This window comes from Pseudomonas putida (assembly GCF_028682635.1).
GTDB lineage: Bacteria > Pseudomonadota > Gammaproteobacteria > Pseudomonadales > Pseudomonadaceae > Aquipseudomonas > Aquipseudomonas putida_AE.
This window is the reverse complement of record NZ_JANHLK010000019.1, coordinates 25044-50595: the sequence shown is the minus strand read 5'-3', so window position 1 is coordinate 50595 and position 25552 is coordinate 25044. Positions and strand designations below refer to the sequence as shown.

Annotated in this window: 30 protein-coding genes; 1 reads left to right on the top strand and 29 read right to left on the bottom strand. The window is 62.9% G+C overall.

The window, feature by feature from the left end:
- The 26 genes from NPS56_RS21685 to NPS56_RS21560 form a co-directional block, all read right to left on the bottom strand.
- Window positions 1-1539 carry a conjugal transfer protein TraG N-terminal domain-containing protein gene (locus NPS56_RS21685; RefSeq protein WP_274076518.1) on the bottom strand — a complete coding sequence of 513 codons (1539 nt, stop codon included), beginning with the start codon at window positions 1537-1539 and terminating at the stop codon, window positions 1-3.
- A 10-nt stretch (window positions 1540-1549) separates the two neighbouring features.
- Window positions 1550-1855, bottom strand: coding sequence for a hypothetical protein (locus NPS56_RS21680; protein WP_274076517.1), 306 nt, complete (start codon window positions 1853-1855; stop codon window positions 1550-1552).
- A complete protein-coding gene (locus NPS56_RS21675; protein ID WP_274076516.1) occupies window positions 1852-3207 on the bottom strand; it encodes an integrating conjugative element protein in 1356 nt (451 codons plus the stop codon). Before NPS56_RS21675 ends, NPS56_RS21680 begins: the two co-directional genes overlap by 4 nt.
- Entirely contained in the window at window positions 3207-4184 is a 978-nt protein-coding gene (locus NPS56_RS21670; RefSeq protein WP_274076515.1) for a TIGR03756 family integrating conjugative element protein, read from the bottom strand. The genes NPS56_RS21675 and NPS56_RS21670 overlap by 1 nt, the downstream gene beginning before the upstream one ends.
- Window positions 4185-4408: 224 nt before the next feature.
- The gene (locus NPS56_RS21665; RefSeq protein WP_274076514.1) at window positions 4409-7150 is read right to left on the bottom strand and encodes a conjugative transfer ATPase; all 2742 of its coding nucleotides are present in this window, start codon (window positions 7148-7150) and stop codon (window positions 4409-4411) included.
- On the bottom strand, window positions 7150-7569 hold the full coding sequence (locus NPS56_RS21660; RefSeq protein WP_274076513.1) for a TIGR03751 family conjugal transfer lipoprotein: 420 nt from the start codon (window positions 7567-7569) through the stop codon (window positions 7150-7152). Before NPS56_RS21660 ends, NPS56_RS21665 begins: the two co-directional genes overlap by 1 nt.
- Window positions 7532-9040, bottom strand: a complete 1509-nt coding sequence (locus NPS56_RS21655) for a TIGR03752 family integrating conjugative element protein (RefSeq protein ID WP_274076512.1) — start codon at window positions 9038-9040, stop codon at window positions 7532-7534. The genes NPS56_RS21660 and NPS56_RS21655 overlap by 38 nt, the downstream gene beginning before the upstream one ends.
- Window positions 9030-9836 carry a TIGR03749 family integrating conjugative element protein gene (locus NPS56_RS21650; RefSeq protein WP_274076511.1) on the bottom strand — a complete coding sequence of 269 codons (807 nt, stop codon included), beginning with the start codon at window positions 9834-9836 and terminating at the stop codon, window positions 9030-9032. Before NPS56_RS21650 ends, NPS56_RS21655 begins: the two co-directional genes overlap by 11 nt.
- Window positions 9836-10474 carry a PFL_4703 family integrating conjugative element protein gene (locus tag NPS56_RS21645; protein WP_274076510.1) on the bottom strand — a complete coding sequence of 213 codons (639 nt, stop codon included), beginning with the start codon at window positions 10472-10474 and terminating at the stop codon, window positions 9836-9838. The genes NPS56_RS21650 and NPS56_RS21645 overlap by 1 nt, the downstream gene beginning before the upstream one ends.
- Window positions 10471-10872, bottom strand: coding sequence for a TIGR03750 family conjugal transfer protein (locus NPS56_RS21640; protein WP_274076509.1), 402 nt, complete (start codon window positions 10870-10872; stop codon window positions 10471-10473). The genes NPS56_RS21645 and NPS56_RS21640 overlap by 4 nt, the downstream gene beginning before the upstream one ends.
- A 7-nt stretch (window positions 10873-10879) precedes the next feature.
- Window positions 10880-11257, bottom strand: a complete 378-nt coding sequence (locus NPS56_RS21635; protein WP_274076508.1) for a TIGR03745 family integrating conjugative element membrane protein — start codon at window positions 11255-11257, stop codon at window positions 10880-10882.
- A gap of 16 nt (window positions 11258-11273) precedes the next feature.
- Window positions 11274-11513, bottom strand: coding sequence for a TIGR03758 family integrating conjugative element protein (locus NPS56_RS21630; protein ID WP_274076507.1), 240 nt, complete (start codon window positions 11511-11513; stop codon window positions 11274-11276).
- Complete coding sequence (locus NPS56_RS21625; protein ID WP_274076506.1) at window positions 11500-11835, bottom strand: RAQPRD family integrative conjugative element protein; 336 nt, start codon at window positions 11833-11835, stop codon at window positions 11500-11502. Before NPS56_RS21625 ends, NPS56_RS21630 begins: the two co-directional genes overlap by 14 nt.
- Before the next feature lie 255 nt (window positions 11836-12090).
- A complete protein-coding gene (locus NPS56_RS21620; protein WP_274076505.1) occupies window positions 12091-12819 on the bottom strand; it encodes a TIGR03747 family integrating conjugative element membrane protein in 729 nt (242 codons plus the stop codon).
- A 35-nt stretch (window positions 12820-12854) separates the two neighbouring features.
- Window positions 12855-14981, bottom strand: a complete 2127-nt coding sequence (gene traD, locus NPS56_RS21615; protein ID WP_274076504.1) for a type IV conjugative transfer system coupling protein TraD — start codon at window positions 14979-14981, stop codon at window positions 12855-12857.
- Window positions 14982-14990: 9 nt separating this feature from the next.
- Window positions 14991-15452, bottom strand: coding sequence for an integrating conjugative element protein (locus NPS56_RS21610; RefSeq protein ID WP_274076503.1), 462 nt, complete (start codon window positions 15450-15452; stop codon window positions 14991-14993).
- Entirely contained in the window at window positions 15449-16003 is a 555-nt protein-coding gene (locus NPS56_RS21605; RefSeq protein ID WP_274076502.1) for a transglycosylase, read from the bottom strand. Before NPS56_RS21605 ends, NPS56_RS21610 begins: the two co-directional genes overlap by 4 nt.
- Window positions 15985-16704: a TIGR03759 family integrating conjugative element protein gene (locus NPS56_RS21600; RefSeq protein WP_274076501.1), complete on the bottom strand. Its 720-nt coding sequence runs from the start codon at window positions 16702-16704 to the stop codon at window positions 15985-15987. The genes NPS56_RS21605 and NPS56_RS21600 overlap by 19 nt, the downstream gene beginning before the upstream one ends.
- A gap of 10 nt (window positions 16705-16714) precedes the next feature.
- Window positions 16715-17383 carry a hypothetical protein gene (locus tag NPS56_RS21595; protein WP_274076500.1) on the bottom strand — a complete coding sequence of 223 codons (669 nt, stop codon included), beginning with the start codon at window positions 17381-17383 and terminating at the stop codon, window positions 16715-16717.
- The gene (locus tag NPS56_RS21590) at window positions 17380-17889 is read right to left on the bottom strand and encodes a PilL N-terminal domain-containing protein (protein WP_274076499.1); all 510 of its coding nucleotides are present in this window, start codon (window positions 17887-17889) and stop codon (window positions 17380-17382) included. The genes NPS56_RS21595 and NPS56_RS21590 overlap by 4 nt, the downstream gene beginning before the upstream one ends.
- 187 nt (window positions 17890-18076) lie before the next feature.
- Window positions 18077-18646 (bottom strand): hypothetical protein, encoded by a 570-nt coding sequence (locus tag NPS56_RS21585; protein WP_274076498.1) that lies wholly within the window; start codon window positions 18644-18646, stop codon window positions 18077-18079.
- Window positions 18647-18798: 152 nt separating this feature from the next.
- Window positions 18799-19293, bottom strand: coding sequence for a JAB domain-containing protein (locus NPS56_RS21580; protein WP_274076497.1), 495 nt, complete (start codon window positions 19291-19293; stop codon window positions 18799-18801).
- A 67-nt stretch (window positions 19294-19360) separates the two neighbouring features.
- The gene (locus NPS56_RS21575; RefSeq protein ID WP_274076496.1) at window positions 19361-19618 is read right to left on the bottom strand and encodes a hypothetical protein; all 258 of its coding nucleotides are present in this window, start codon (window positions 19616-19618) and stop codon (window positions 19361-19363) included.
- Between the two features lie 67 nt (window positions 19619-19685).
- Complete coding sequence (locus NPS56_RS21570; RefSeq protein ID WP_274076495.1) at window positions 19686-20213, bottom strand: STY4534 family ICE replication protein; 528 nt, start codon at window positions 20211-20213, stop codon at window positions 19686-19688.
- 755 nt (window positions 20214-20968) lie between these two features.
- Window positions 20969-22945, bottom strand: a complete 1977-nt coding sequence (locus NPS56_RS21565) for a DNA topoisomerase III (RefSeq protein WP_274076494.1) — start codon at window positions 22943-22945, stop codon at window positions 20969-20971.
- 109 nt (window positions 22946-23054) lie between these two features.
- Window positions 23055-23399 carry a helix-turn-helix domain-containing protein gene (locus NPS56_RS21560; protein ID WP_150752590.1) on the bottom strand — a complete coding sequence of 115 codons (345 nt, stop codon included), beginning with the start codon at window positions 23397-23399 and terminating at the stop codon, window positions 23055-23057.
- Between the two features lie 141 nt (window positions 23400-23540).
- On the opposite strand from NPS56_RS21560, the gene NPS56_RS21555 reads away from it, so the two are divergent.
- Window positions 23541-23768, top strand: a complete 228-nt coding sequence (locus NPS56_RS21555; protein WP_274076493.1) for a hypothetical protein — start codon at window positions 23541-23543, stop codon at window positions 23766-23768.
- Between the two features lie 93 nt (window positions 23769-23861).
- Here NPS56_RS21555 and NPS56_RS21550 read toward each other — a convergent pair whose 3' ends face one another.
- The 3 genes from NPS56_RS21550 to NPS56_RS21540 are packed head-to-tail and all read right to left on the bottom strand — an operon-like array spanning window position 23862 to window position 25548.
- Window positions 23862-24290: a single-stranded DNA-binding protein gene (locus NPS56_RS21550; RefSeq protein WP_274076492.1), complete on the bottom strand. Its 429-nt coding sequence runs from the start codon at window positions 24288-24290 to the stop codon at window positions 23862-23864.
- A gap of 5 nt (window positions 24291-24295) precedes the next feature.
- Window positions 24296-24796, bottom strand: a complete 501-nt coding sequence (locus NPS56_RS21545) for a DUF3158 family protein (RefSeq protein WP_274076491.1) — start codon at window positions 24794-24796, stop codon at window positions 24296-24298.
- On the bottom strand, window positions 24793-25548 hold the full coding sequence (locus NPS56_RS21540; RefSeq protein ID WP_274076490.1) for a PFL_4669 family integrating conjugative element protein: 756 nt from the start codon (window positions 25546-25548) through the stop codon (window positions 24793-24795). The genes NPS56_RS21545 and NPS56_RS21540 overlap by 4 nt, the downstream gene beginning before the upstream one ends.
- Window positions 25549-25552: the final 4 nt, after the last annotated feature.

Here is a 25552-nt window from a genome sequence, read left to right as displayed (position 1 = left end):
CTATTTTAACCTCCGGGCTCCAGACATGAGCTGAGAGGAACCCTTCCCGGCCTGTGTCTGAGCAGCTTCTGTTCCTCGCGTGAGGAGCGTTTGGACACCACTACCGACGTTGTATCCCGTCCAGCTCATTGCGCCGAGAAAAAACATCGGCAGCACCACAAACATCGCGCCCATCACATACTCAATGACCTGCGCGGTTACTGTCCCATCCATGAAGCCAGATGTCGGCAATGACAAGAGTGTCTGGTCCGTCGCAGACACCTGGTTGTACAACGTGTCCAGCATGCTTGAGTCGATCCAGCGTGCCAGCTCCCACCAGAACGTCAGCATGTGCAGGGTGAACAGTGCGAACGTGACGGTCATGAGTGCCTTGAGCTGGTAGGTGCTGATCAGCAATACCAGCGGCAGGCTGATGATCGTGCCCATGATCAGAAAGGCCTGGACCATCGGTAGTGCTGCGCGCAATGCATTCATCGCCGGGAAATTGCTGAACGAACCCAGGGCCAGCCCGGTGTTCGTCGCCAGGTTGTTGAGTCCTTGCGTCAGTGATCCGCCCCGGGCGCTGCTCCCGTAATCCTGGAATACCTGTCCTGGTGCCATGCTCAACGATTGTTGCCGCGGGCTCACCAATTCGCGAAGGGTGGCGTCTTCGATCTCGGTAGTCGTACGCCCCGTCAGCCAGCCTCGCAGACGTGAAATCAGCGACGGATCGACCTCGGCGACCAAACGATCACGCAGCCCGACCGTTGCATCGCTCCACCATTCCTTGCAGGTGGGAAAGCCCGCGCCGTTATCGAGCTGGGGCAGGGAGGTATCCCGGGTCTCGTCGTACGGCCAATCAACCCTGGGCGTTCGCGAGCGATCGGTGTCGTAATAGCCTGGAGTGTTAAGCATGTACGTCGAGCCAATCCAGGACGCGTCGTAGCTCTGCGACTCGTCCAGTTCGGGGCGATTGGTGAACAGCCGCGAGCGCGAGAAGCCGTAACAATCCCGGGTAAAATCGGCGACTTCCTGCAGAAGCACCTGGTCGTTGATACGCGAGCTGTCGATCTCCATGCGCATCGCACGGATGTCGGGCGCGCACGGAATCGACGCGGTCGCAGCAGCTGTGATGCCTTTGCTCATGGCATGCACGAGAAACCACCACACCGGCACATTCGCTGATTTTTCGCCGATGGTGTTGAAGGTTGTGCCCCAGGCCGTTTCGGCGGGCTTGGCCATGGAAACGCCGCAGCGTTGGCTCGCCGTATCGTCGAAGGTCACGGAGGACAGATTCAAGGGGAAGAGCGGCATGCAGCCAAACAGGATGACCACGTAACTCATCCACAGCCGGTTCTCGACGCGAGGGATCGACAGCAAGCCCTTGTTGCCCTCGTCAGCGCCTTGTTGGCGAGCGGACAGCCATTCCTGCAGGATGATCGCACCAAAGGGCGCGGCGAACAGCCCGGTGTCTGCCAGTGTGTTCCAGATGCCGTTGTTGATGATCCAGGCCAACAGCGACAGGTAGTACTCGAGGTAGCTGCTGGTACTCATGCTCATGATTTGCACCTCACGCGCGCGACAGTTCGACCAAGATGATTGTGCTGAAGCCGATTAGTCCGAGGCGCTTGAGCCGTTGCTGGTCCGCAGGCGCCGGCCGCAAGCGCAACGCCGCAGTCCAACCTGCAATGATCAGGGCATACAGTAGGGCGCGCCAGGAGGCGAGGTAGGGTGTAGCCCTGTGCGCCTGTCCGAACCAATCAAGCTGGGCACCTGTCAGCTGCAGCGCCATCCAGGCAATCAGGAGCATCAAGGCCATGGCGCTGAGGATTAGCAGCACATGGGCAAGAGTGGACTTCACAGTAAACAGCTTCATGGTGTGCTCCTCCCCTGGTCCGCGCGGTGCAGTCGGTCCGACTCCGGATCGCGCTGATCGATGCTCCGGGAGGCGTCGGCGCCGCCGGCGTGGCGATCGAGGACCAGGCTGGCGGTGTTGGTGGCCAGCGACTGGCGTACCTGCAGCTCCGTTTGCAGCAGGCGTATCTCGCGCTCCAGCATTTCGACGTTACCGTTGAGGGCGTGGGTGGCGGGCTGCGCCGACGCGACATTAGGTTCATGACTGCCGGCAAGAAGTGTGCGCTGCAGCAGCATCGTCTTGTAGATAACGCTCGACAGCGCGGTCTCGCTGGCCAGGCGCCGGGCCAGCAGGTTCTGGTCGGGATCGTCGCGCAGGCCCTCGATGACGCCTCGTGAGACCTGCAGCAAGGGACTGGAGACTTTGTCAAGGTTCTCCGGCGTGGGTTGCTCGGCGCCCGACAACATTCGTTGCAGACCCTCGAGGTGTTCTGTGTAGGTTTCCTGGATCAGCGGCGAGAGGCCTGTCCCGGCGGTAACGCGCAGCGTCTCGCAGTCGTCGCAGGTCGCCACCTCGGTTTCACCAAGCACGCGGGTGGCCCATGCGGAGGCCTCTTCGGGGCTCGACCAAGCCTGGCAAATGGCACCATTCTGGCAACCGGAACCGACGGCCGATGCGTCCTCGACCGTTCGGTTGTGCAGTAGGTTGTAGCCTGCCTTAACGACGTCCGAGGTCACCCGTATGGGTTCCTGACCGTTACCCCCCGCTTTCTGCCCACCGACCCAGCTGACACCGTTGTTGCCGTTGTTCGATTCGGTATCCTTCACCGCCACCACAGCATCACCGTCGGACTGCTCGAGGTTTTTCTGCATCTCCTGGTTCTGCGCCAGTGCGCCCCAACCGGCCTGGTCCACCTTGTCGGCCATTTTGGCCGCCATCGCCTGGCAGGTGAGCTTCGAGCGGTCAAAGTCGATGCGCCCCTGCAGTACGCCGTTGCTCAGCAGCTCATACAGACCGGGATTGGCGCGCTGAATGATCATCGCCGGCAGAGACATCACGGCCTGTGTGGCATTCTCGATCACATTGCCCATGATCTGCTGGAAGCCTTGGGTGGCGCCATTGAGCTGATTCTGCAAAGTGTTGGAGAGGTTCATGTTTCCGCACATCATGTTCGCGCGCCAGGACATGCCCACGCCAAGGCCATTGGGGCGGTAGAGCGAGGAGGGGGACCCCGTCGCCGATCCGCCGCCAATGGTGTACATAACGCGGTCATCCAGGACCTGGGCCTGGTCACCAAGGTGGTAGCCGTTTTCTGCGGCATGGCCGACGGCACTTACGAGGGCGCACACCAACCCGAGCGAGAGGGTATTCATCATTGGCCTCCATCAAAGTCGATGCTGAACAGGAAGGTCTGGCCCATCCGCTGGCAGCAGCGGTAAGGGCGCCAAAGCGACCAGGCATAGGCGCCGTCGGCGCTCTGGATCGTCGGGCTGGGGAAGATGGCGCAGGTGGTCTGGATCACCGGGGCGAGCAATTGCCAGCGGTGGTTGTTGATGTTGTTCTCCATCACCGGCTGCGGCGGCCAATAGCCGGGAGATGGCATCGGCTGCAGCGGCAGGTAGACATGCGGCTGGCCGACGCGCGTGATGAAGTCGCTGGCACGCTGGGCCATGACGGCGGATGCTTTGAAGTCGTCAGGCTGCACCAGAAATCCGTGCCGCGGATAGACACTGCCCCACATGTTCCCAAGTGCCTGGCTGCCAATCTCGCGCAGGCCCGGAATGAGCGCTTGTGGGTAGATGGATTCGGGAACGGCCTGACGCCAGGCCAGCGGGTCGAGCGTGCTGAGGTAGTATGGCGCAAGGGGAGTCGCCCCACTTGGGCACGCATAGCCGAAGCCATGCGCAAGGGCTGTCAACGCCGAACCGCCGGGATGCCCGATGCCGTCGACATTCTTGAACCGGGGCAGATTATCGCGCTGCGACGAAGGCGTGATCAGGTTGCCACCCCCTTGTGACGCCGGCGTGGGCATCGACAGTGCGGACATCTCGCCCCAAGGATTGCCGCCGGTGTCGGAATAGCTCGAAACCACCAACTCGGGAATGAAGTGGCGGACCTTGGGCGAGGTCCTCACCGTGCAGCCAAACGGCGTGCAGAGCAGCCAGTAGCAGATCCCGACAACCCGGTACTCCAGGCATTGCAGCGAAGTGACGGAGGCGATGATGGTGGGGGTGGTCAGTGCCAGGCACTGCTCGGCCGCGACGAGCAGAACGGCCGCGGTGAAGGCACGGCCACGGCCAGTTTTCCAGGGCTTTAAAGATCTGCATCGGGTGATGGCGGTCAGGTTCATGGGCAGCGCTCGGCATGTGGCAGCGGTGTGCATCCGTGCGCCAAGCTTCAGCATCCCGGATCCGGCCGAGGAGGAGGACGGACAAACCGAGGTCTGGGTGATCGGTTTCATCAGGTGCCGGGTTGAGGGCCGCGAATTGTGCAAAATCGCCGAAGGAGTACAAATGTACTCATGTCGATTTTTGTTGATTGAAAGGTCTTTGAAGATCGCCACTGCTGGGGTGTTCACGACATGCCGCGGAACCGATCGATCTCCGCCGCGACTTGGAGGGCGGCGTCCAGCTCGGACTGTTGGTGCTCTTCCATCAGTCGCCAGCGCTGAGCTTTTTCCTCGGGCTCGGTCATGGCCAGGGCGAGGTACAGGCTCGGTGGCACCGCGCGAAACAGCGTTTCCAGGTTCTTCGACAGGACCACGCCCTCGGTGTATTTGCCCGAGGCCTTACTCGCGGAAAGCAGCAGGGCCTTCTGTGCCGGCGTGAGCTTTTTGAAGCGGGCGATCTCTTCGATTTCTGCCGGCGGCATGTTCAGGCAGATCCACCACTCGATCATGTTGAGCATGGTTCGCGCCGCATCGGGGAAGTCGGCCAGATTCTGCGTCGCCATCCAGAACCACGCGCCGAGCTTGCGCCACATCTTGGTGCCCTTGACCACAAAGGGTGCCAGCAGTGGGTTCTTGGTGATGATGTGGCCTTCGTCGGTGACCATGATGATCGGACGACCCAGGTACTGGTCGCGTTCGGCGAGGTTGTTCACCGTGTTCATCAGGCTGATGTAGCTGATCGACATCTGCGCCTCGTAGCCCTCACGGGCATAGGTGGCGAGGTCGACGATCGTCACATCGCTTTCTGGCCAGGGCGTGCCTGGCCGGTCGAAGAGAGCGCCCTCGAAACCCTGACAGAACAGGTCGATGGACTCGGCCATTTCCTGCGCCCGCTCGCGGCGCTTGTCGGGCAGATGGGTATCGCTGGCGACCTGGCGTAGCGCGTCGCGAACGTGGCGCGTCATGACCTGCTGTTCGGTGGCCGCGCAGTGTCTGGCGGCATCCAAGATGCACTCGCGAATCAGGCTGCGGTCTGCCCGGGTCAGCCGCGCTTCTTCCTTGGCTTCGCCGCCGGTGATCATTAGGCGGGCAGTGATTTCCAGCTCGCCCAGCACGTCGCGTTGCTCATCACTGTCCGTCACGGTTTCATCCAGGTCCTCGGTCGACAGGCTGGCCACCTGATCTGGCTGTTCGATCAGACGACGAGCATCGGCGAAAGGCGCCAAGCTCAAGCCACTGCCGGGTTTGAGCTGAACCTTGTTGACGGACAGCCCTAGGGTGGCGAAGTAATCGCCCTGCAGGCCAAAGGAGTTGCCTGCTTCGACGATAAACAGCCGCGGTCGATACACGGCCATGACCTGCATCAATATCGAAACCAAGGTGGCCGACTTGCCGGCGCCGGTCGGTCCGAATAACAGCAGGTGGCCATTCATGGAGCGGTCGAAACGCGACAGCGGGTCGAACGACAGGGGCGCACCACCACGGTTGAAAAAAGTGATGCCCGGATTGCCGGTGCCGATGCTGCGTCCCCACAGGGGCAACAGGTTGGCGACATGCTGGGCAAATAACAGTCGGGTGTACCAGTTGCGCGTGTCTCGAGCCGGGTTGTAGACCATCGGCAACCAGCGCAGGTAGCTGTTGCACGCCGCGACTTCGTCGCCCTCGCGCACCGGCTGCAGGCCGGCGCCGAGCAGCACGTTGGCGGCCTGGGTCGAGCGCTGGCGCAGTTGCTGTTCATCGGCACCGCGCAGGTACAGCGCCAAGGTGCCGCGGTACAGCTTGTGCTGGCGGCCGATCAGCGCGCGGGCCTCTTCCACGTCCTGGCGGGTTTGGGTCGAGGCGAGGTTCTCGCCGATGGCTTTGCGCGCCAATCGATTGAGCTGCTCCTCGAGCACATCCTGAGGCGTGATTACCAAGGTCAGGCTCATGACTGCCTGCTCGGGCAACTGATCGAACAAGGCGTTCAAGGCCTCGCCCTTGCGGGTTTCGCCGGTGAGCTGACCGATATGGGGCGGCTTGCGCAGCTTGTCGACCACCATCACCGTGTGCGGTTGCTGATCGAAATACCACAGACCCTGGTCGCTATCCGAGCGCGGCTCCTGGAAGAACAGTCGCTCCACAAAGTCGTGGTCGAACGGCAGCGGGAGACCATCGCCGTCATCTTCCTCCGGGTAGGGCACGCGTCGATAGAACGCTGCGGGCGATTCGCCGGTGAGGGCAGGGGCCGGGTTGAACCAGGGCAGCATCCAGGTGTAAAAGTCGCGCCCGGTCACTCGCCGAGGGCTAACCCCGCAGGCCTGCAATGAGGCCACCAGGCGGTCACACGTCCTGCTCAAAAGCTGAACCGGGCTCTGCGTGTCGTCGTCGCTTTGGTCTCCCAGCCAGCGATAGACCACTAGCCGAATTCGCCGATTGCTGCCGCGCCAGGGCAGGTGAGACACGACATGGTCGTCGAACAACCCGCCCGGTTTGGCGATGGCATCGAGGTGGCGCTGCATCGACGTGAGGAAGGACTCGGTGAACGGCGTGCCTTGAGCCCGCGGCGCGATATAGCGCTCCAGGCGTTCGAGGTACGGGGAAAAGTCACTGTCGTCCTGGCAGAAGAACTGCACCACCCAGGGCGCCTGGTCGAGCTCGTCGAAGCTGTCCTGCAGTGCGTCTTCCAGGGCGTCGCGCGCCGCCATCAGCCACTCGGGCTCACGGCCCTCAGTGCCGATCGGCTGCAGCTCAAACACGGCGCCCACCGAGCGATTGTCGTCGAGGAGAAAACACTGCTCGTCCTCAAGGTATTCGACCCAGGGCAAGTGGTCGGTGAAACTGGGATTGTTAGCGTACTGAGCGGCCTCATCGGCAAGGGTGGTGCGCCGATGCTGCGCTGCGCGCCAGGGTTTCCAGGGCAGCGGGTCGCGACTAGCGTCATCAGCCATCACAGATCTTCCAGGCGCTCGCCGGGCAGCGCGTACTGGACCTTCTCGTACAGCGGGAACACGGTCGAGTAGCCGGGTACCGGCGTCTGCTGAGTGCCGGCCAGGTGCGGATAGACGTACATCACCAGGTCGGGGTTGGGCAGGCGCGGGAACTGGGTGCGGATCTCGTTGGCGGCCGTGCGCGTGTAGGCACTCTGGTCGCTGATCAACCGCTCCGGATCGAGCACCGGCCTGCGCAGTTCGCCGCGGGCCTCCTGCAGCTGTTGCTGTGTGCCGACCGAACCACTGCCATTCCAGATGTCCAGCATGGTTTGATCGCCATGAGGCAGCATTTCATCTTTGCTGGTGGAGCAACCGGCCAGGTGCAGGCTGAGCAGCAGGCTAATCCAGATCCAGTACCGAAATGGATGGGTTTTCATGATTCACTCTCCGGCCTTTGGGTTCGTAGTCGATGCTGATTTCATGGTCCAGGTGCAAGGCCACCTTGGCCCCGGGTGGGACGTAAATGGCCGCAAAGGCTTCACCGTAGAGCTTGTTGATCCAGTCACGGATGTCGCCAATGCCACCGCTGATGACTGAGTTCAACGCGCTGTTGCCGCTGTTCTGGGTCACGCCCAGGCTGCCGCTGGCCGAGTTGATGAAGGAGGTGTTGGTCTGCTCACTGCCCAGAGCCGCGGCGAAGCCGGCACCGGCCGCAGTGATCAGGCTCTGGCTCCCCAGGTACTGCTGGGCGTTGGAGCGGCGTTCGCCGGAGATGCACGGGATGCCGTAGGGATCGGAGATGTAGCCTAAGCCGCCCCGGATCTTCTCGGTGTCCGATGTCTGGGCGCTGCTGCGATTACGGCTGACGACTTTCTGCGGCTGCGGCACCGTGCGAACGGTGCCGTCGCTGAAGACAAAGGTGATCGACTCGACCTGTCCGCGCACGCAGGACAAGGTCCAGTCGCCCGCGGCGGTGCCACTCATGACCGCACCGACCACGTCGGGTAGGTCGATGCCGTTGGCGGTGAGGTTGTCCGGCCCCACCAGCACCTTGAACGGATAAGGATCGTGCACCGTGCCGTCCACCGGTACCCGGCCAATCAGGGCGGTCATGGCGATGGAACCCATTAAGGTCGAGTTTTCGGGGATGGTGTATACGGGCCTGGCCCCTTCAGTGCGATCCTGGTCGTTTTCCAGGTCGCGCTCGCCCTTGGTAACGGCACGCAAGTGGTCCTGGCCACGGTCGATCGCGTTGTTGTCCAGACCGTGCAGGTCCTTGAATTTCGAGGTGAGTGTCGACAGCGGACCGTCGGCTTTCGTGGCATCCTCTTGCCTGGCGCGCGCATTCGACGGTTCGATCCACTGCACCGCGTCAGCCGGTGCCTGAGCGCCTGAAAATTGCTGCTCGTCACCTGGCTCGAGACCAAAGCCCGCGGGCACGTCGGACTTTGCTGCGGGCTTGCCGGTGAGCTGGTCCTTGAGCCTGGACAGCAGCCCCTGGGTCTCGCGGTGCTGCTGCTCGGCCTTCTGCCGGGCATCATTGGTCTGCTGGCGCTGTTCGGTGACCTGCTGGGTGACGCTGCTCAACGTGCTCTGGATGCGGGTGTCGATATTGCCTTCACGCGTGCGCAGCCGGGTGTTCTCGGTCTTCAGCCCATCGTTACCCTTCTTCAACGACAGCATCTCGCTGCGCATCGCCTTGACCTGTCCGATCAGCGTGGCCACGGTGTCGCGCGGGGTGTCGCCGGCGATGCCAAGGGCCTTTGCCTGTTCCGGGCTGAGCGTTGCCTTGTCGGGATCGTGAGCAGGCTGGAGATCAGGCGCGACCACCCAGGATCTGCCGATGATTAGGACGATCCCCAGCAGGACGCCGGGTACCAGCCACTTCAGCAGGCTGTTAGCTTTCATGATCGGCAGCCTCCGGCGTCGGCGGGGGCAGCAGCAACGCGTGCTTCAGGTCGCCACTGCGGGTGACGAGGTAGGCCACGGTGGTGTCTTCAGGCGTGCCGGCGTGGCCGAGGTACGCGTGCTGGAACGTAGCGGCGTACAACGTGGCCTGCAGATGACGTGGGTCAAGCGAGACTTTGCCGGGCCCGCGATTCACGATCTTCACCGCCGTCACCCAGTAGTCGCCCAGGCGCCAGGCCGCCAGCCCCTTGATCGAAACCCGTTCGGTAGGCAATAGCGTGCTGAAGGCGATGGAGTCGCTCAGCGGCACCCGACGTACACCGGGCAGTGGCGCCACCGTACGCAAGGGTGCATACAGGTTTTGCGCTGCATAGCGGGTGAGCACGACCGGTACCGGGGTCGCAGCAGGTGCTGAACCCTGTGCTGTCTCTACCTCTGGCGCCTGGGCCTGAGCGACAATCTTGATCGGTTCCAACGACTCGCTGCCGTCACGTGCTTCGATGTCGATCAGAATGATATCCCCCGACTTCAACGACTGCAGCTGCAGTCGGGTAGGGGGAAGGGATTCCGCTGCGCGCAAGTACACCGTCCCGCCGACGGACTGCACGCGCAGTTTGCTGGCGATCGCACTCGGCAGCCCGACCCGGACATCCTCATCCAGCATCAGGATGCGCTCTTGGTCAACCGTGAGCGGGACGGCCAGCGGTAGGCGGTCCCAGTACTTGACCTCGATGGCGCTTGCGGTTGAGCACCAGCCGGCGACCGACAGCAGGATCAGGATCAAGACACGCATCATCACGCACCTCCAGGCAGCGTCAGCTTCTGCGGTGTGCCTTCGTAGCAGTCCAGGGCCAGGCCCCACTTGTTGTGCTCGGGGTCGACATCGAAACGCACCACCCGCAGCGGATAGCGCACCACCACGCGTTTCACCGGCTCAGCGGTGTAGTACTCGTCGGCGTTGAGGTCGAGCTTGACCAGCCAGCTGTGCTTATCCAACTGCTTTACTCGCAGGTTGGGATCGTCGCTGTAGCCGCGGCCCAGTACCTCGTACACACCGCGCACTCGGCCGCGCAGTTCGCCTGCCGCCTTGCGGTACTCGAAGTCGCCGTCGAAGAAGGACTTGCACGCCGGGGTGAGGTAGGGCTGCAAGGCGAAGATGGCGCGGTGGTAGTCGACTTCGCCATCGGTGGGCCAGCGGTTGAGTTGGCCGAAGATGTACAGGGCGAAGGCATAGATATTTTCGGGCGGTACGTCCCACCATTTGCGCGTACTGCCGGAGCGCAGGTCGGGCGGCACGTGTATGGTCAGCACAGAGGGGGCAGTCTGCCAGCCGTACCAGAACCCCGTGCACAATAACGCCAGGATCGCCACGGCCAGACGCAGGCTGAGGATATGCGCCTGCTGCGCGTCCACCTTGTTGCGGAAGCGGCTCATGTGGCGGCCCTCACATGCCGGCGCGTACGCCGGACGGTCCAGGGGCCGGAATGCAGGATCAGATGGCTGGTTCCGATGCCCCAGTGCATTGCCAGATACCACTGCAGACGCCGGTACAGCCAAGTTTCAGGGCGGGCACGCTTGGCCTGGCGCAGCAGCTTGCCACCACTGAGCAACACCAACGCCATGCACAGGAACATGCAAGTGGGGAGGGTGGCGATGGAGGCGGTGGCTACCGCCAGCGGCGCTCCGAGGATCACGCCCAGCGTGGCGCCGACGATCAGCGCGACCCACATCTCGTCGTTGGTGAGGCCACGGAGGACGGCCGGGTCACGGTTGAGGCGCTCCGGCAGGAAGGTTAGCGTGCCGTCAGGCAGGGTGGCAGGGGTGTCGGACATGGTGACCTCACAGAATCGTGGCGGCTTTGGTCAGGAACCACAGGATCACCACCACCAGCAGTGCGCCGACACCGACCACGGCACCGAGGTCTTTCCAGGTCTTGCGCTGGTTTTGCACGTCGGCGTAGACAGTGAGCGAATGCCAAGCCACGCCCAAGAACGCGAGGGTGGCGATCAGCAGCCCAAGCAGAATGCCGCCGTCGTAGGCGTAGTTCTTGATGGTATCGATCAGCCCCGAACCTTCGCCGCGGGAGGGCGCTTCCATGGTCGGTAGGTCAGCCCAGGCGAGCGTCGTGCTCAGCAGAACCAGGCCGCCGAGCAGGGCTTTCGAACACGTATCCCGCAGCATGGCGAGCGGGCGGTGGCAACCACGGGAGAAGTTCATGGCAAGGTCTCCTGATTTACGACAGCATGAAAAACATCAGCACGATCAAGGCGAGGGCGAGACGCAAAGTGCTGCCGCCAAGCGCGCCGAAATTAGTGTTGCCGGCCGCCCAGCCGCGGTAGCCGGTCCACAGCGCCCAGGCGCACCAGAGCAGCGCCAGCACCAGAACCGAGGAGCGCCACAGCACCGAACTGAGCTGCGGGGTAAATCCGGCCACTGCAGAGAACGCGGTGAGTTGCGCGTCAGTCATGCTCATCGGGCGAACTCGGGTGAGGCGCGTCAGCGCGATAGTCACTGGTCAGCTCGACTAGATCGGTCGGCTGCGCTCGGGAGGGCGACAGGTACTTGCTGATGCCGCGGCGCATATGCTCGAGGTCTGCTACGAACCTCGGGTAGTCGAAGTGATACCGAGACGTTTCGACATCGACCTGGCTAATGCGCGCGCGATCGGCCAACTGCTCGATGACAGTGATCTGCCGCTGCATAAGGCCTAGGTCCGAACGCTCGCGAGCATCCTGTGCGCCGGCAGATAGCGTCACAAAGCAAGCAAGCAGCAGCGGATAGCGTGAAGAGATCATGGTGAAATCCAGCCGAGAATCTGGCATTCACCTTGATGTATTAGGCAGGTGTTGACATGACCTTAATGGATTGGCGGGACATCGATTTACAGGGGGTTTGATAGATAGGTTTCGCGGCAAACCGGTGTGCAGGAGATTAGTAAACAGGCCAGCTAATTGACCGGAATGCGAATTTTTCTGTGCGTAACTGTGCGCTGGACACTGCAAACCTCAGATGCACTATTTCGTCAGCTTTTTGAGGTAAAAGGTGAGTGATCAGAGATATTTTTTGAAAGTCGCAGCAGTAATGGCGACCATGCAGCCGAGTAGCGTAGCGCATGGGAGCAGCACCCAGTTTGGATTGAGCGACCAAGGTAGAGAAAGATAGATTACCCAGGGGCTCACCGTCAGCGGCAGTAATGTCCGCTTCGCCCTGTGGTAAACAAAGCTGCTCTCCCGGTCGGCTCCGAACCTGCGAAGGTCGCGTCGCATCAAGCCATCGACGGCACCGGTGATCACGGCGAGCAGGAACAGGGGCATGGCCAGGGTGAGGACGGCTAGGCGAACCACGAAAGTGAAGACCGTGAACAAGGCTGCCAGCAAGTAGTCCTGCAGCACGACGTATGCTTGGGCAAACTGCCCCTGCAGTGACGCCTCTCGACTGAGCAGCTTCAGTTGGGCGTCGGATTGTGCCCACCCGGAGCGGACCACGACCCACTCGTTAAGGTGTTGAAGTACTTTGGCGGTTGCCTGCGCCGGTTCTTGCACGAGCAGGGAACTCTTGAAATGGCCGCTCAACCAGCCCAGTTCACTCAGCCACATGGCATGGCTGTGATGCCAGCCCTGTTCCGGCCAGAACCACAACAGGCCCACGAACTCCAGCACGACGGAGAACAGCAGCGAGGCGAACAGCAGGCCGAGCAGCCGCAAGCAGAGTTCGACCGTGCCGAATATGAGCCCCGGGCGCCGTTGTGCAGGCGGCGGGCTGGCTGGGGTGGTGGGCATATGGGCTCCACACTACTCGGTTAACGCCGGGGCGCTTACGATGCGCGTCTACACCCAGGCGGTGGCATCTCGGGATCGAAGTCGACAGTCGGCGCACCTCCCGCGCTGGTCCACCAGTTAGCCGCATTGGTGTTGTACGAGTCGCGCATGCACGCAACCAGGGTCTGCAGATCCGCCGGCATTGCATCGTCGCTGGCCGGTGTGGGCAGCGGCATACGCACCTTCCACAGTTGCCCGCCCTCTTGGAACGAAAACATCTGTCCCTTGGGCAGGGCGATGATGTGTGCGGGTTCGATCAGCGGCACCGCGGAGGTGGTGACACGGTCCTGCGAAGAGGAGGTGAAGTCCGTACGGGCCTCGGGATCCGCGGTGTCCGTCGCGCCAGAGACCAAATTCCGCGTCTGCACGTTGACCTTGGGCAGTTGATTGGTCAGCAGTTCTGCGGTTGCGGTTTCCCGTACACGGAGCATCTGCAGGGTGTTAAAGTTGCCGATGACCTGGCCGGCTTTGGCCCGGCTGCCGATGCGCGCTTCAATGTCGCTCAAGGTCTGGGTGTACGCGGTGACCTGTATACCTGCGCCGCCGCCCTTGTTGATCAGCGGAATGAACTCATCGCCCATCAGCTCGTTGAACTCGTCGGCGTGCAGGTTGATGGGCACCTTGTCCGCCACGCTGGAGGAACCGGGCAGGCCGTGGTCGATGCCGTGTTTGTAGATGTGGCCGGCGACGGAGACCAGGTCGGCAAACATCGAGTTGCCAACGGCGGCGGCGACTTCGGCATCCGACAATGCATCCAGACCGACGTAGACGATGCCACGCTTGCGGATGATCTGCAGCCAATCGAAGATCGGCCGCGGATCGTCCAGGTCGGCGTAGTTGGGGGCCAACAGTTGCGCCGTCTTGCCGCTGGTGAGCTTTTCCAACAGGGGCAGTAACGAGGCGACGATCTTGTCGAAGTAGGTGCGGTCATAACGCACGGCCGAGCGCAGACCATCCATCACCGGGTCAAAGATGCGCTTCGCAGCCAGGTACTGCTCGATGGCGACCACGCGCTTTTCCCGGCCAATCATGTGCCTTGGCACATTTTTCTCGTTGAGGCGACCTTCGATTTGCACGATCGTTTCCCAGGCCTGCGCGTCGTGGTGGGCGAAGAAATGTTGAGCGTATTCGATGAACAGCGCGTCGATGTTCACCACATGGCGCTGGATCTGCAGGTAGTCCGGACGCCGGCCCAGTTCGATCAGAGCCCGGGCAATGATGTTCACAAAACGCCAAGCGAACTCGCGAAACGCTGCGGAGTTGCCTTCGCCGCTTAGTTGGCCGGCGATACGGGTAGCAACTTCCGAGATGCGACCGAAGCGGCCGATGGCGTTGTAGCGTGCGGAGATTTCCGGCCACCCGAGGTGAAAGACGTAGAATTCGTGCTCGCGGCCGGCGCGCCGTGCCTCCACGTACATGCGCTTGAGCAGGTCGGCGTCGCCCTTGGGGTCGAAGACAATCACCACCTCTTGGGTTGGCCGGTGGATGTCCTGGGTGATGTAGACCTCCGCCAGGCGCGTCTTGCCGACCCGGGTGGTGCCCAGCACCAGGGTGTGCCCAACACGCTCACCCAGCGGCAAGGTGGCTTCCTGCTCACTCGGCTCGACGCCGTGCAGCAGCGGCGAGCCCCCGACCGGTGGCAGCGGACGTACCGGATTGAACGGGTTGTCCCAGGCGGTGAGGCGGGGCAACAGCGAGAGCCCTGGAGGTGCCTTTTCCAGCAGACACTCCAGGCGCCGGGCCCACTGATACGCAACCGATTGGTTCACATAGCAGGCCAGCGCCGGGTCCTGAGCCTCGAGCAGGCGCTGGGTGTGCAGGCGAGTCCAGCGGAAGCCACGCCCCATGAACAGACGCTTGCAGCTCACCGGAATCTGTCGGCTGGTCAGCGAGTAGCGCGGCAGGCGACGAATGTTGCGCCGATAGCGCAGGACAATCCGGGCCTCGTTGAGCCGCTTGATGCCGAATGCGGTGAAAGCCAGGGCCATGCCCATACCCACCTCAGGCGACAGCGCCACCGCCCAAGGCGAGTGCAGGCACAGGACGCCGGCACCGGCGCAGATACCCACGGTGTACAGCTCCACTGCAGGGCGCAGCAGAGACTCCATCGCATGATCGCCCATGAAGGCACCTCACTGTTCCAGGCCGGTGGGCATGATGAGCACCGGGTAGTGCTCTAGCTCCAACCGCTTGGCAATGTCATCGCCACTCACCGGCCAGATGCTCAACCCAGGGGCTGCCGCCTGGATGCGATGCAAGGCCTGGGCGTCGGCGACCTCAACGGCCAGACCGCTAGCGCTCAGGTCCTGCAGGGCCTGCGCATGCTGCGACAACCAGGCCAGCGAGGTTGCGTCCTGTCCGATCAGGAACAGTGGCGTGATGCCCGACAGGTCCAACGTTCTACGCGGCACTGCGCCCGGCGTGAGGCGCGCGCTGTGCACCGGCAGCACCCAGTTCAGCACGCGTGGATCTGGGGCCTTGTCGGGGGCGGGTGACTCGAAGGCGGCATCGGGCAGGGGATTGGCGGAGGCATCGAACGCGGCGAGGGACAGCCACTGAGAGATGGCCAGCGCCGCCAAGCGCGAGAGACTCATGGCTGTGACCCTCCGCGAAGGGACGCGATCGCTTGGATGCGCTGCCAGTGCCGACTGAACTGTGTGCGGTAGCGCGCCGCGGGCGCACCGCCGGCCGGACGGTGATAGCGGCCAGCAGCCACGACCCAGTCACCCACGTCGGCATAATGCGCGCGCAGTAGCTCGGCGGTGACGGCCAAGTTCGTCCGTGGATCGAGTGCATTGCAGGCGCTGGGGTAGCGGTCCGGGTGGTAGCCGAGGTTGGTCTGTCCCAGACCGACATCGATGCGCTTGGGGTCATGGCGTGTGAGTTCTAGCCTGAGCGCAGCACAGGCCTCATCGCGACTGGCAAAACGCTGCGGTGTGCCGGCGACATTCAAGGTCCAAGGCCAGGGCATGAGACGACCGCGTAGCGGAGTGCCACTCTCCTGTAGGGCGATGGCGAACAGTACCGAGGCGGGAATGCCGGCCCGCGCGGCGGCCAACTGGTACGCGGGCGGAGGCAGGGCGTCCGCCTGGACGACGCTCACGCCGGTCAAGGCCAGCGTGAGGATCAGTCGATGCGCTGCCATTTACCATCCACCTGCTGAAAGCGCGCCGGCAACGGGCGGGTGGCGCCCAGGGCGAACCACCGGCCGCGGTCGTGGTTTAGGGTGACCTGACCGCTGCTAACCTGGGCTGGAGTAATGCCTGCGCCACGCGCCCAGTTTCTGAGATTCGCGTCGTCACCCTGGCTGCCGACCAGGTACACGTCCAGGCGGGCGCCGGCACGGAGCCACTGCTGGGTGTTGGTCGCGCAGGCCGGGCAGCGTTCTTCCACGAACAGGGCATAGCGGGTGTTGCTCGACGTTGCGGACTCATCGGCCAGACCCTGCACCGGCAGCATTCCCGGGAATAGTCGTGCCCAGGCGGCGGTGTAGGCCTTCTGGTAAGCCAGCTCGCGTTCTGCGCGTTTGGCTTCGAGGCGAACCTGCAGTTCGGCGTAGCGTTGCCGCCCTTGCTCAGATTCGGCCTCCACGCCCAGGGTGGTGAGAGGGTCGAGCTGCGGCGACCAGTAGTGGCGGGGCCCGGCCTGCAGTTGCTTGAACTTGGTCCATTCGTCATCCGTTAGCCCCCAAACTTTGGCCTGCGTCGCGACCGAAGGCTGCCGATCCAGCGGCGCCTGCTCGCTGTACTGCTGGTCTGAGCCGAGCATGTTCGGTGCACTCCATCTTGGCTCTGCCAGCAGGCAGGTGGGGAGCAGGATCAGCGAGAGGACGGAGAGTCGAAGCATAAGCACCTCTTCACGGCAGGGGCAGTGTGCGATCGCCATGGCCGGGGACGTGGAACACGGCCTCGTCCTCGCGGATCGTGCGCAGCTGCCAACCGTTCAGGCTGTCGCCGGGCTGCAGCAGGTGCACGGTCGACAGCGAGTGGGCACCGGTGGGCAGGGCAGCAACGAACCTCACCACGCCTCGGGTCTCGATACCCAGCAGGGTCAACGGAGGCGCCGGGGCTTTGGCCTTGGCTTTCTGGCCCACGGGCGCCGCCGGTCGTGTGTCGGCCGCTGGCACGGAGGCTCGTGCCGACAGGGTCTCAAGCGCAATTTCTGTCCTGCCAAGCCTCTGTTCCAGTGCACTGAAGTCGGCGCTGCTCGGCCCACTCGGTGCCGCTTGAACGGCCTTAAGCGACGCGGCCATCTCATCCAACTGCTGGCTGAGCGTCGTCTGCGCCGAAGCGTGCTGACCTTGCGCGTCTCCCAGCGCCGCCACCTGCGGTTGCAGTGTCGCGAGGGTATTGCCGAGCGCATCGACGTCGCGCCGCAACGCGGGAGCGGGGTCGGCAGGGGCACTGCGGGCTGCGGCCTGGAGTTCGGCCAATTGCTGGTGTTGGTTGTACGTTTCGCCAGCAAGCACGGCGGCGCCCAGGCACAGGCCGCCGATCAACAGGGCCTGAAAGCGGTGGACCTTCATGGCGCGATCTCCGATGTCGAGAGTGGCGGTTGGGGCTGTGGCGAGCGAAGGGTATAGCAGACGGTCCGGTCGACCGGGTCGATGTTGATCCTCCAGGCCGGTCCGCCGATGATGGTCAAGGCGTCCAGCAGCGAAATCGGTCCGAGTTGGTGGTGCACGGCGGGCAGAGGGCGGCTGAACAACCGATCCACCGCTGTGCTGTCGGGGCAGAGTGAGTAGCCCGACCGTTGCAGCACGTGTCGCAGTGCCTCACCGACATTCGCGTGCAGAGCAGGAGCGATCTGCACGTTGATGAGCTGATACAACGGCTGGCGCTGCTCCAGGGTCGGCTGTGTATTAGCCAGGGTGTATCGGTCCTGGCGGACCCATTTAGGTAGCGTGGGTTTCTGCTTCTGCAGTGAGGCCGGCGATATTGATGGCGCTGCTGGGGCGGGCGCCGGTGGCGACGTGTTGCAGCCGGCCAGCGCGATCATCAGTCCGAGGGTGGAGAGTGTGGGGGTATGCATGTCCGGGTCTCGACAGAAGTTGCCGATACCTTGGCGAAAGTGCGAGCCGCGCTCCTACCGAAAAACCGAATCTGGCCGTCCGGATTACCGTGAAGCACTCATGAAAAAGGCGCCCTGTGGGGCGCCTTGGGTCAGTCTTCAGTGAATAGGGACAACTCCGGGAGTGGCGCTGCGTCGGGGTCAAAGATCAGCAAGCGGGTGTCGGCGTGACCTGCCAGGAGCAACAGCTGTACAACACGGGCGGGACATCGTCATCGCGCATGCGGGTGCTGACTTCGCTGGCGCTGCAGCCGCAGTGCCCTTCGGCCTGCATGCTCCAGGGGGTCGAGTACAGCTTGCACCCCACGGCATGGCTGCTGCTGAGTTCGAAGCACTCGAAGAAGCCTGTCGGTGAAGGGTGCCAAGCGCGCTCTTGCAGGTACTCGAATTCCGTCGTTGGCAGGTGGGCAGAGCTGATCTCCCAACTGTGGCTGTAGTGTCCCGTGGAAAAGGACAACAAGTCGATCAGGGTCCGTGCTGCCTCTTCGCTGGGGAGGTCGCCAAGATGCATCGGGCATCCAAGGTGATGGCCGATGGTTTGGTAGATCACGCTACTCCCCAGGCTGGCGCTCGGGCAGCGCATGCGGACAAATCTGGGCAGGCTTCGGCCGTCGGTGATGACCGCGCAGTTGTCATCGAACAGGCAGGGTTGGAAATTGATGGCCTCATTGGGCAGTTGGATTTGCGCCGGTGCCGAGGGCGGTAGCAGGGTGGACAATTGTCGGCCTAGCTGATTTGGACGACGCGTTCGTAGCTCAGGTCGCGGAAACCGCGAAGGAAGGGATTACGAAAGGATGGGGGCATGATGGTTCTCCAGAGGCGCAGAGGCCACCCCGAACTGGCGGTGACCTCCTGGGCAGGGATGGGCTGTCAGATCCAGCCATTTTCGGCGAGCGAAAGCGGGGTGCCTGCGCCGACGATGATGTGGTCCAGGACGCGCACCTCAACCAGGGCCAGGGCCTCGGTCAGGCGTCCTGTGAGCACTCGGTCGGCGGAGCTCGGTTCCGGGCAACCGGAAGGGTGGTTATGACAAAAGATCACGGCGGCGGCGTTGTGCTCCAGCGCCTTGATCACGACCTCGCGTGGATAGACGGAGGCGCCGTCGATGCTGCCGGTGAACAGTTCGTCAAAGCTCAGCACGCGATGGCGTGAGTCCAGGCAAAGCAGCGCGAACACCTCGTGTTGGTAAGGGGCGAGTCGCAGTTTCAGGTAGGCTGCAGCGTCGGAGGGGGTCAACAGCAGTTCGCCGCGCTGGAAGTAACGTTGATCCAGCAACTGCAGGGCTTCGGTGATCAGTGCATCCTCATGGGCGCGTTGGGCCAATGCCGGGTCGAGCGCGTCGACCAGGTTCAGGGCAGTGTTCATGGGCAATTCCTCGTGGGAGATGGAGCGCCCCCTGGGGGGAGTGCCCCAGGCTGGTGAAGTGCATGATTCACAGACGCGTGAAGCGATGACGCGCACCGTGTAGCGGGCTTTGGCATCCCTCGCACGCTCGGGTGGAAAAGGACTCGATGCCGGCGCCGGTCTGCGGATCGAAATCGGCGCTCAGTGGCATCAGGGCCTGCAGTTCGGTGCGCAGGTGCGCGATGCGTTGCTCGATTTCAGCCTCGCTGTAATACAGCGAAAGCGCGCTGAAATCGTCGTACGCGACCGCTTGCAGGCAGTCCTCGCAGAGCCAGAAACTTTCCATGACGGCCTCCGACGTGAGTGGATAACAGGCGCTCGTGGGAGCGCCTGTTGGTGGCGGTCAATGTGCCTCAGGCAGACTGACGTGCTGCGGTGGAATTGCGCGCGGGGGCAGAGGCGGATTGGTGCTGTTCGGCGACGGTGTCGGCTTGGTCCGATTCCGCTGCAGCGTCGATAGCGGCGGGGGAGTCGGTGCGAGCAGGTGCTCGGTAGCTGAACTGGCCATCGACCTTGATCCACTCGATGAAGATCAGCCGGCCTTTGAGGCTGGCACCGGGTTGGCCTTTACGCTCGCCTTTTTCGTAAAGAAAGGGGTCAACCCAAAGGTCGCCAATGCGAAACGCGATCAGGACCTTACGTTCAGCACGGACGTCTTCCAGGTGTTCACGGATCAGCCGTTCGGCTTCACCGCTGGCGACCTTGCAGTCGAAGCGGGTGTACTCGACGTCGTCCGAGGCCCCGTGCAAGGCGGCAATGTCGCAGGCCATGAACGGTTGCCCGCGACGTACAGGGACTTCGCGAACGCGGTTCAAGTAACCAATGCCTTGGGTGTGCAGGTTGAAGTAAGTGGTGGGAGCATTATGGCTTGCAGTCGTCATGGTGGAACTCCTGTTCAGCAGAAACGCGGATATCCACCGGCCCTGGCGGCTGGTGAGTTCCGCAAGGGGGAGGTGCAAAGAAAGCGTGGTCGGTAGAAGGGCGCTCATCACCGACAGGTGACCGTGCGAGCTGCCGAGCGCTGATCGCACTGAGGGAGAACCACCCGAAGCGGGCGTAGCCTTGAAGGTTCCGGCTACCTGAACGCTGTCAGCGACAACGGTGTGCAGTTCATCTATAAGACTACGCCAACGGCTCGTCAACAGTGGATTAGGGGCGGCTCGGGCGGGCGGAAGTGGGTGGCACTCAGTGGATTCTGGGTGACGAAAAAATAGCCCGACGGTCATCAGGCTAGGAAGAGCTAGACCACCCTTGACCCGGTAACGTGACACCGGAGTCCATCGCAAAACCTCCGCTGTCGATCCACCTGGATCAACCGACCCTTGTCGTGGCCTGGGCCGAATTCAACTGGCGCGCATCCGCGCACAAAAGGTGCCCAGTGTTTCGCCGGCGGGCACCGGTGCTGAGCATCGTCGCCGAAGCGGATGACCCCTGAGACCTGACACAAGCCGCACGGGTCATCCACCTTGGGGACCTGAAACGCTGGGGAGAAATCCGAAGAAAAAGTGAAATGCGGCTCCGAACTCTTCGAGTCTGACCGAGCTGCCCGGAGCGAATCGGTCTGGGTACGCCAAGCGGCGACGGACCTGATCACTACACCAGTGCTGCCGTACGCCGTCAAGTCACACATGCCCGCTCAGAAGGCGCCTGGCTGCTTGGTGCGCTTGGGTTTGGCGACCGGCTTGGTGCCCTTGCACTCCGGATAGCGGGTGCACGACCAGAAGCTGCCGGTGCGGCCTTTGCGCTGGCGCATGGCGCTGCGGCACACGGGGCAGCGCGGGCCTTTGGTAGCCGGTGGCTGCAAGGTGAGCGAGGCGTGGCCACGCACCAACCGGGTCAGCCATTCCGCCTGCCTGGCGAGAAAGGTTTCGACGCTCAGCTGTCCCGTCTCAATACGATCAAGCGCCTGCTCCCAGAGTGCGGTCAGCGCCGGATCGGCGACCTCCGCTGGCACGGCCTCGATCAAGGTGTGTGCCGCCGCCGAGGCGACCAGGCTGCGTTTTTTCTTGGTCAGGTACCCGTGATCGATCAGGCCCTGGATGATCGCCGCTCGGGTGGCCTCGGTCCCGAGGCCGCAGCTGTCCTTGAGTTTCTGTTTGAGTCGTGAGTCCTCCACCTGGTTGGCGATGGTTTTCATGGCCTTGACCAGTGTGCCTTCCGTGTAGGGCTTGGGGGGCTGTGTGCGCTGCGCGTTGATCGTGGTGTCGGTCAATGCCACCGCTGCCGATTCGCGCAGTGTGGGCAAGCGTTGGGTGTGCTCTACAGGTTCGTTGCCGTCGGCCTCGTCGATCACCGCCTTCCAGCCGCGTGCCTGGATTTGCTTGCCGCGCGCCAGCAACTGATCTTCGTAACTGTGCAACACCACCTGGGTTTTCAGGTACTCATGGTCGGGCAGAAATTGTGCGAGGTAACGGGCGCGAATCAGCGTGTAAACCGCTCGCTCGCGCTCAGAGAGCTGGGTCAGGTCTAGCGTCACAGCAGTGGGGATGATGCCGTGGTGGGCGGTGATCTTGCTGCTGTTCCAGGCCCGGGAGCGTCGGCTGGGGTCAGCCTCCTTCAGCCATTGTCCGAGTGACGGGGCGGCCGCCGCCAGGGCGTGGAGTACGCGCGGCACCTCATCCAGCATGCTTTCCGGCAGGTAGCCGCAGTCGGTGCGTGGGTAGGTCGTTGCCTTGTGGGTTTCATACAGGGCTTGGGCCACCGCCAAGGTTTCCTGGGCACCGAGGCCAAGCTTAGCCGAGCAGATCTCTTGCAGCGTGCCCAGATCGAACGACAGCGGAGGGCCTTCGCGCACGTGCTCGACCTCGATGCGGCGGATCTGGGCAGTCCCCAGCTGGCTCAAGCGCAGCGCCGCGCTCTGTGCGACCGCTTCGTCAATGCAGTGACCGGCTTCGTCACAGGCTGCGGTCGGTGGCTGCCAGCGCGCCTGAAAGACCGTCCCGTCGGCCTCCAGCTGCGCATCGACGGTCCAGAACGGCTGAGGCTCAAAGCCCGCTATCGCCCGATCTCGCTGGACCACCAGGCGCAGCGTCGGCGTTTGCACACGCCCCACCGGCAGCAGGCCGTCGAAGCCGGCGCGGCGCCCGAGCAGGGTGAAGAGCCGGCTCAGGTTGATACCCACCAGCCAGTCCGCGCGTGAGCGTGCCAAGGCGCAGTGGTACAGCGGCAAGGTCTGTTCACCTGGGCGTAGCGTGCCCAGTGCCCTGCGAATCGAGGCATCGTCGAGGGCGGAGAGCCACAGGCGCAGAATCGGTCCCTGGTACTGACAGCGCTCAAGGATTTCCCGGGCGATCATCTCGCCTTCACGGTCGGCGTCCGTGGCGATGACCACCTCGGAGCAGGAGCGCAGCAGTTGCTGAATGACCTTCAGCTGGCTGGCGACCTTGGGTTTGATCACCAACTGCCAGTGGGCAGGAATGATCGGCAGGTCCTCCAGCGACCAACGTTTGTAATTACCATAAGCCTGAGGCGGTGCTGTTTCCAGCAGATGGCCCACGCACCAGGTGACGGTGGCCCCCTGGCCTTGCAAACAGCCGTCGCCACGCCGGGTGGCCTGCAGCACGCGGGCGATGTCGCGGGCTTGAGATGGTTTTTCGCAAATAAACAGCCGCATACGTCGGCCCTCTCGGTGAGGTACCGATAGGGTGGCGGTGTGGCGTGAGAGAACCAGCGAAAACCTGAATGCGCCGAGTTCATATCGGCGGTTTAATGGAGGTGAATGGTTACTTTCTTTGCGCGAGGTGAGCGGCCAGCGTTTGCAGAAACTCCAGGGCAAATTTTTTATCTGCTTCGCCAAGCTCCTTGATCAGCGATGCAATTTTCTGGCCTTGGTCCTGCGGGCGAGGACTGATGGCTAGCAGCAGCTCATCGGCGGGACAGCCGTACATATCGGCCAATTGCAGCAGCTTGTTGACGGTTAGTTCGACCACGCCGCGTTCAAAGCGCGATACGGCTTCGGCGCCGATTTCCAGACACTCACCGACTTGCTCTTGGGTCAAACCACGTGCGCGGCGATACTTCGCCAACTGGCGACCGATGTGTTGTGGGCTAGGCTCTTTGACTGGCAACGGGGGCGCTCTCCAATTCGACCCATATGGTTGACCAGCAACCCGAATATATGAACGCCTCATAAGGTTGACTAGCAACCCTATGAGGCGTATCACCTGAATTGAGTGTGATAACCCGCCCGTCAAAACGGAGCTTACGACTTGGACGGATCTAACGAGCGTGAGGCAGATGCGTTAGCGATCAAGGCCTATGAGTTGTTCATGGCAACCCACCTGGAACCGGACAATCTGAAGGCGCGCGCGAGGTTGATCGCATGGGTTCAGGAAAGCCAGGCGCACTGGCGGGCATTCCTTGCGCTGGACCAGTACTTGGCTGAGGTGATGCACCTGCTGGATGCTGATCAGCGGGGAGAGGCCCGGCGGCATTGAACCACCTGCAGTATCCAGCGTTGCGCGCCGAACGGGCAGCGAGCCCTCAGGGGTATCGCGCTGCAGGCTGTGATTCCACTGAGGACCACCCGCTTAGCCGGACTTGCGTGGAGCCTTCTTGCTAGCCCCCTTGCGTCCGGAGCCGCTGCTTTCATTGGCCTTTTCGCGCATGGACACCGAGGCCAGACGGTGGGGTAGGATGCCGATGCGTCGGGCCTCCACCTTGAACGTGACCCGCGCATTGTCCTCGCTGTCCTCCCATTCATCCTTGACCGTCCGGCCCTCGACCAGGATACGCATGCCTTTCTGGTACAGGGTGCTCCAGTGCTCGGCGTCCCGGTGCCAGAGCTCGACGGGGGCCCAGTAGCCGCCGCGATCCTCGTAGCCGCCCTCGCGCGGTACCGGATTGTCGAAATAGACATTCAGCCGCAACAGGCGTCGCGGTTCATCCGGGGGGTTGTTGAACTCCTGGAACTCCGGGGCGCTGCCGATGTTGCCTTCACCAACAAAGAACGTGCTCATGCTTGCTACTCCTCGGTGGGGGAACGGGATAGATCGAAGATGGTCTCGGCGGCGTGCAGCTTGCTGACGCCGGTTTCGGCCTGGCGATACAGCGACTGCAGGCTACTCATCTGCAGGTTCAGGGTGACGCGGTTGACCTCCAACTGGTACAGCGCCTCCCGCAGCGAAGGCGCCAGATGCGGAAGTGCCATCGCCTGCTGCCACACCTGTACCCCCATGCGCTGGAAGTCCGGGCTGCGCCAGCGCAGGAAATCGGTTCCGGAGGCGCTGTGTTGGACGACCAATCGCAGGTCCAGGAGCGAGAAGGGAGGCTGCGCCATGATGGTCAGCATCACCCCCATCAATCCGGCGACCCGGGTGCGCAGGCGCAGGATCGTCTCGGCGAATTGCTGCAGTTCCCCTTTACCCTTAAAAGGCTTTAAAAGGCCTTTTAGGGAGGCACCTTGTTCGAACTCGCGATAGGCATCCGCTGACAAACGCCGGACGATCGCTTCGGCCAAGGTCATGCTTCACCCCCTTCGGATGGAATGTCCTGCGCGGGCTGAGCCTCTGTCTCTGCCTGATCTGGCTCATCGCGAATCGAGATCGTGGAACCGCGTGCGATGGGTGGGGCAAATTGGGAGCGGCGGCTGCCCTCGAGAATGTTTCGCGGTGGCGTGCCGAACTTGTCGATGGCCTCGCGGGCGCGGGCGTTGTTGGCGGCCATGTCATCCCGGCTGACCCCGGCCAGGCGGTAACGCTGCGCCAAACCGAACAGGCTGCGCAGCAGATGGGCGCCACGATCGATCCAGACTTCCATGTCGCTGCGGCCGATCAAGGCGGTGTGATGGGCGAGCAGCACGCGGCGCACCAAGGTGTCGTAGTCGGTCAGCAGGTAGACCGCGAGAAAGCCGAGCTGGCTGCCGATGAACAGCGGCAGGGTGACGGGATGGATGTTGAGGTTGTCGCTGACATCGACTTGGGTGGGCAGGTCGCGTTCCACCTGGCTGATCTGGCTGGTCAATGTGAGCATTTCAGCCTTGGCCTGCAGCAGCTTGTCTTCCAGCTGGAGCATGAACCAGTCGGCAAATGGGTCATCCTGGCTGCTCGCGTGCTTGAGCAGGTTGGTGACGCTGATGTAGCCGGCCATGCCCATGATGGGGTGCACACCTTCGCGGGCCATGCGGCCTTGCCACAACCGCGCGGCATGATGGGTGTGCAGAGTGAGGGTGATGCTGCTGCGCAGAGAGCCCAGATTGAGCTGATAGTGATCGACCATCGCC

Bases quoted from the DNA above. Each gene is read 5' to 3' on its own strand.
- NPS56_RS21680 (WP_274076517.1), bottom strand. From the start codon at position 1,855: ATGAAGCTGTTTACTGTGAAGTCCACTCTTGCCCATGTGCTGCTAATC.
- NPS56_RS21580 (WP_274076497.1), bottom strand. From the start codon at position 19,293: ATGAACACTGCCCTGAACCTGGTCGACGCGCTCGACCCGGCATTGGCC.
- NPS56_RS21600 (WP_274076501.1), bottom strand. From the start codon at position 16,704: ATGCTTCGACTCTCCGTCCTCTCGCTGATCCTGCTCCCCACCTGCCTG.
- NPS56_RS21665 (WP_274076514.1), bottom strand. From the start codon at position 7,150: ATGGCTGATGACGCTAGTCGCGACCCGCTGCCCTGGAAACCCTGGCGC.
- NPS56_RS21590 (WP_274076499.1), bottom strand. From the start codon at position 17,889: ATGCATACCCCCACACTCTCCACCCTCGGACTGATGATCGCGCTGGCC.
- NPS56_RS21650 (WP_274076511.1), bottom strand. From the start codon at position 9,836: ATGATGCGTGTCTTGATCCTGATCCTGCTGTCGGTCGCCGGCTGGTGC.
- NPS56_RS21620 (WP_274076505.1), bottom strand. From the start codon at position 12,819: ATGCCCACCACCCCAGCCAGCCCGCCGCCTGCACAACGGCGCCCGGGG.
- NPS56_RS21605 (WP_274076502.1), bottom strand. From the start codon at position 16,003: ATGGCAGCGCATCGACTGATCCTCACGCTGGCCTTGACCGGCGTGAGC.
- NPS56_RS21640 (WP_274076509.1), bottom strand. From the start codon at position 10,872: ATGTCCGACACCCCTGCCACCCTGCCTGACGGCACGCTAACCTTCCTG.
- traD (WP_274076504.1), bottom strand. From the start codon at position 14,981: ATGGGCGATCATGCGATGGAGTCTCTGCTGCGCCCTGCAGTGGAGCTG.
- NPS56_RS21610 (WP_274076503.1), bottom strand. From the start codon at position 15,452: ATGAGTCTCTCGCGCTTGGCGGCGCTGGCCATCTCTCAGTGGCTGTCC.
- NPS56_RS21570 (WP_274076495.1), bottom strand. From the start codon at position 20,213: ATGACGACTGCAAGCCATAATGCTCCCACCACTTACTTCAACCTGCAC.
- NPS56_RS21625 (WP_274076506.1), bottom strand. From the start codon at position 11,835: ATGATCTCTTCACGCTATCCGCTGCTGCTTGCTTGCTTTGTGACGCTA.
- NPS56_RS21540 (WP_274076490.1), bottom strand. From the start codon at position 25,548: ATGGTCGATCACTATCAGCTCAATCTGGGCTCTCTGCGCAGCAGCATC.
- NPS56_RS21660 (WP_274076513.1), bottom strand. From the start codon at position 7,569: ATGAAAACCCATCCATTTCGGTACTGGATCTGGATTAGCCTGCTGCTC.
- NPS56_RS21635 (WP_274076508.1), bottom strand. From the start codon at position 11,257: ATGAACTTCTCCCGTGGTTGCCACCGCCCGCTCGCCATGCTGCGGGAT.
- NPS56_RS21630 (WP_274076507.1), bottom strand. From the start codon at position 11,513: ATGAGCATGACTGACGCGCAACTCACCGCGTTCTCTGCAGTGGCCGGA.
- NPS56_RS21685 (WP_274076518.1), bottom strand. From the start codon at position 1,539: ATGAGCATGAGTACCAGCAGCTACCTCGAGTACTACCTGTCGCTGTTG.
- NPS56_RS21550 (WP_274076492.1), bottom strand. From the start codon at position 24,290: ATGAGCACGTTCTTTGTTGGTGAAGGCAACATCGGCAGCGCCCCGGAG.
- NPS56_RS21675 (WP_274076516.1), bottom strand. From the start codon at position 3,207: ATGAATACCCTCTCGCTCGGGTTGGTGTGCGCCCTCGTAAGTGCCGTC.
- NPS56_RS21595 (WP_274076500.1), bottom strand. From the start codon at position 17,383: ATGAAGGTCCACCGCTTTCAGGCCCTGTTGATCGGCGGCCTGTGCCTG.
- NPS56_RS21575 (WP_274076496.1), bottom strand. From the start codon at position 19,618: ATGGAAAGTTTCTGGCTCTGCGAGGACTGCCTGCAAGCGGTCGCGTAC.
- NPS56_RS21565 (WP_274076494.1), bottom strand. From the start codon at position 22,945: ATGCGGCTGTTTATTTGCGAAAAACCATCTCAAGCCCGCGACATCGCC.
- NPS56_RS21545 (WP_274076491.1), bottom strand. From the start codon at position 24,796: ATGACCTTGGCCGAAGCGATCGTCCGGCGTTTGTCAGCGGATGCCTAT.
- NPS56_RS21670 (WP_274076515.1), bottom strand. From the start codon at position 4,184: ATGAACCTGACCGCCATCACCCGATGCAGATCTTTAAAGCCCTGGAAA.
- NPS56_RS21645 (WP_274076510.1), bottom strand. From the start codon at position 10,474: ATGAGCCGCTTCCGCAACAAGGTGGACGCGCAGCAGGCGCATATCCTC.
- NPS56_RS21655 (WP_274076512.1), bottom strand. From the start codon at position 9,040: ATGAAAGCTAACAGCCTGCTGAAGTGGCTGGTACCCGGCGTCCTGCTG.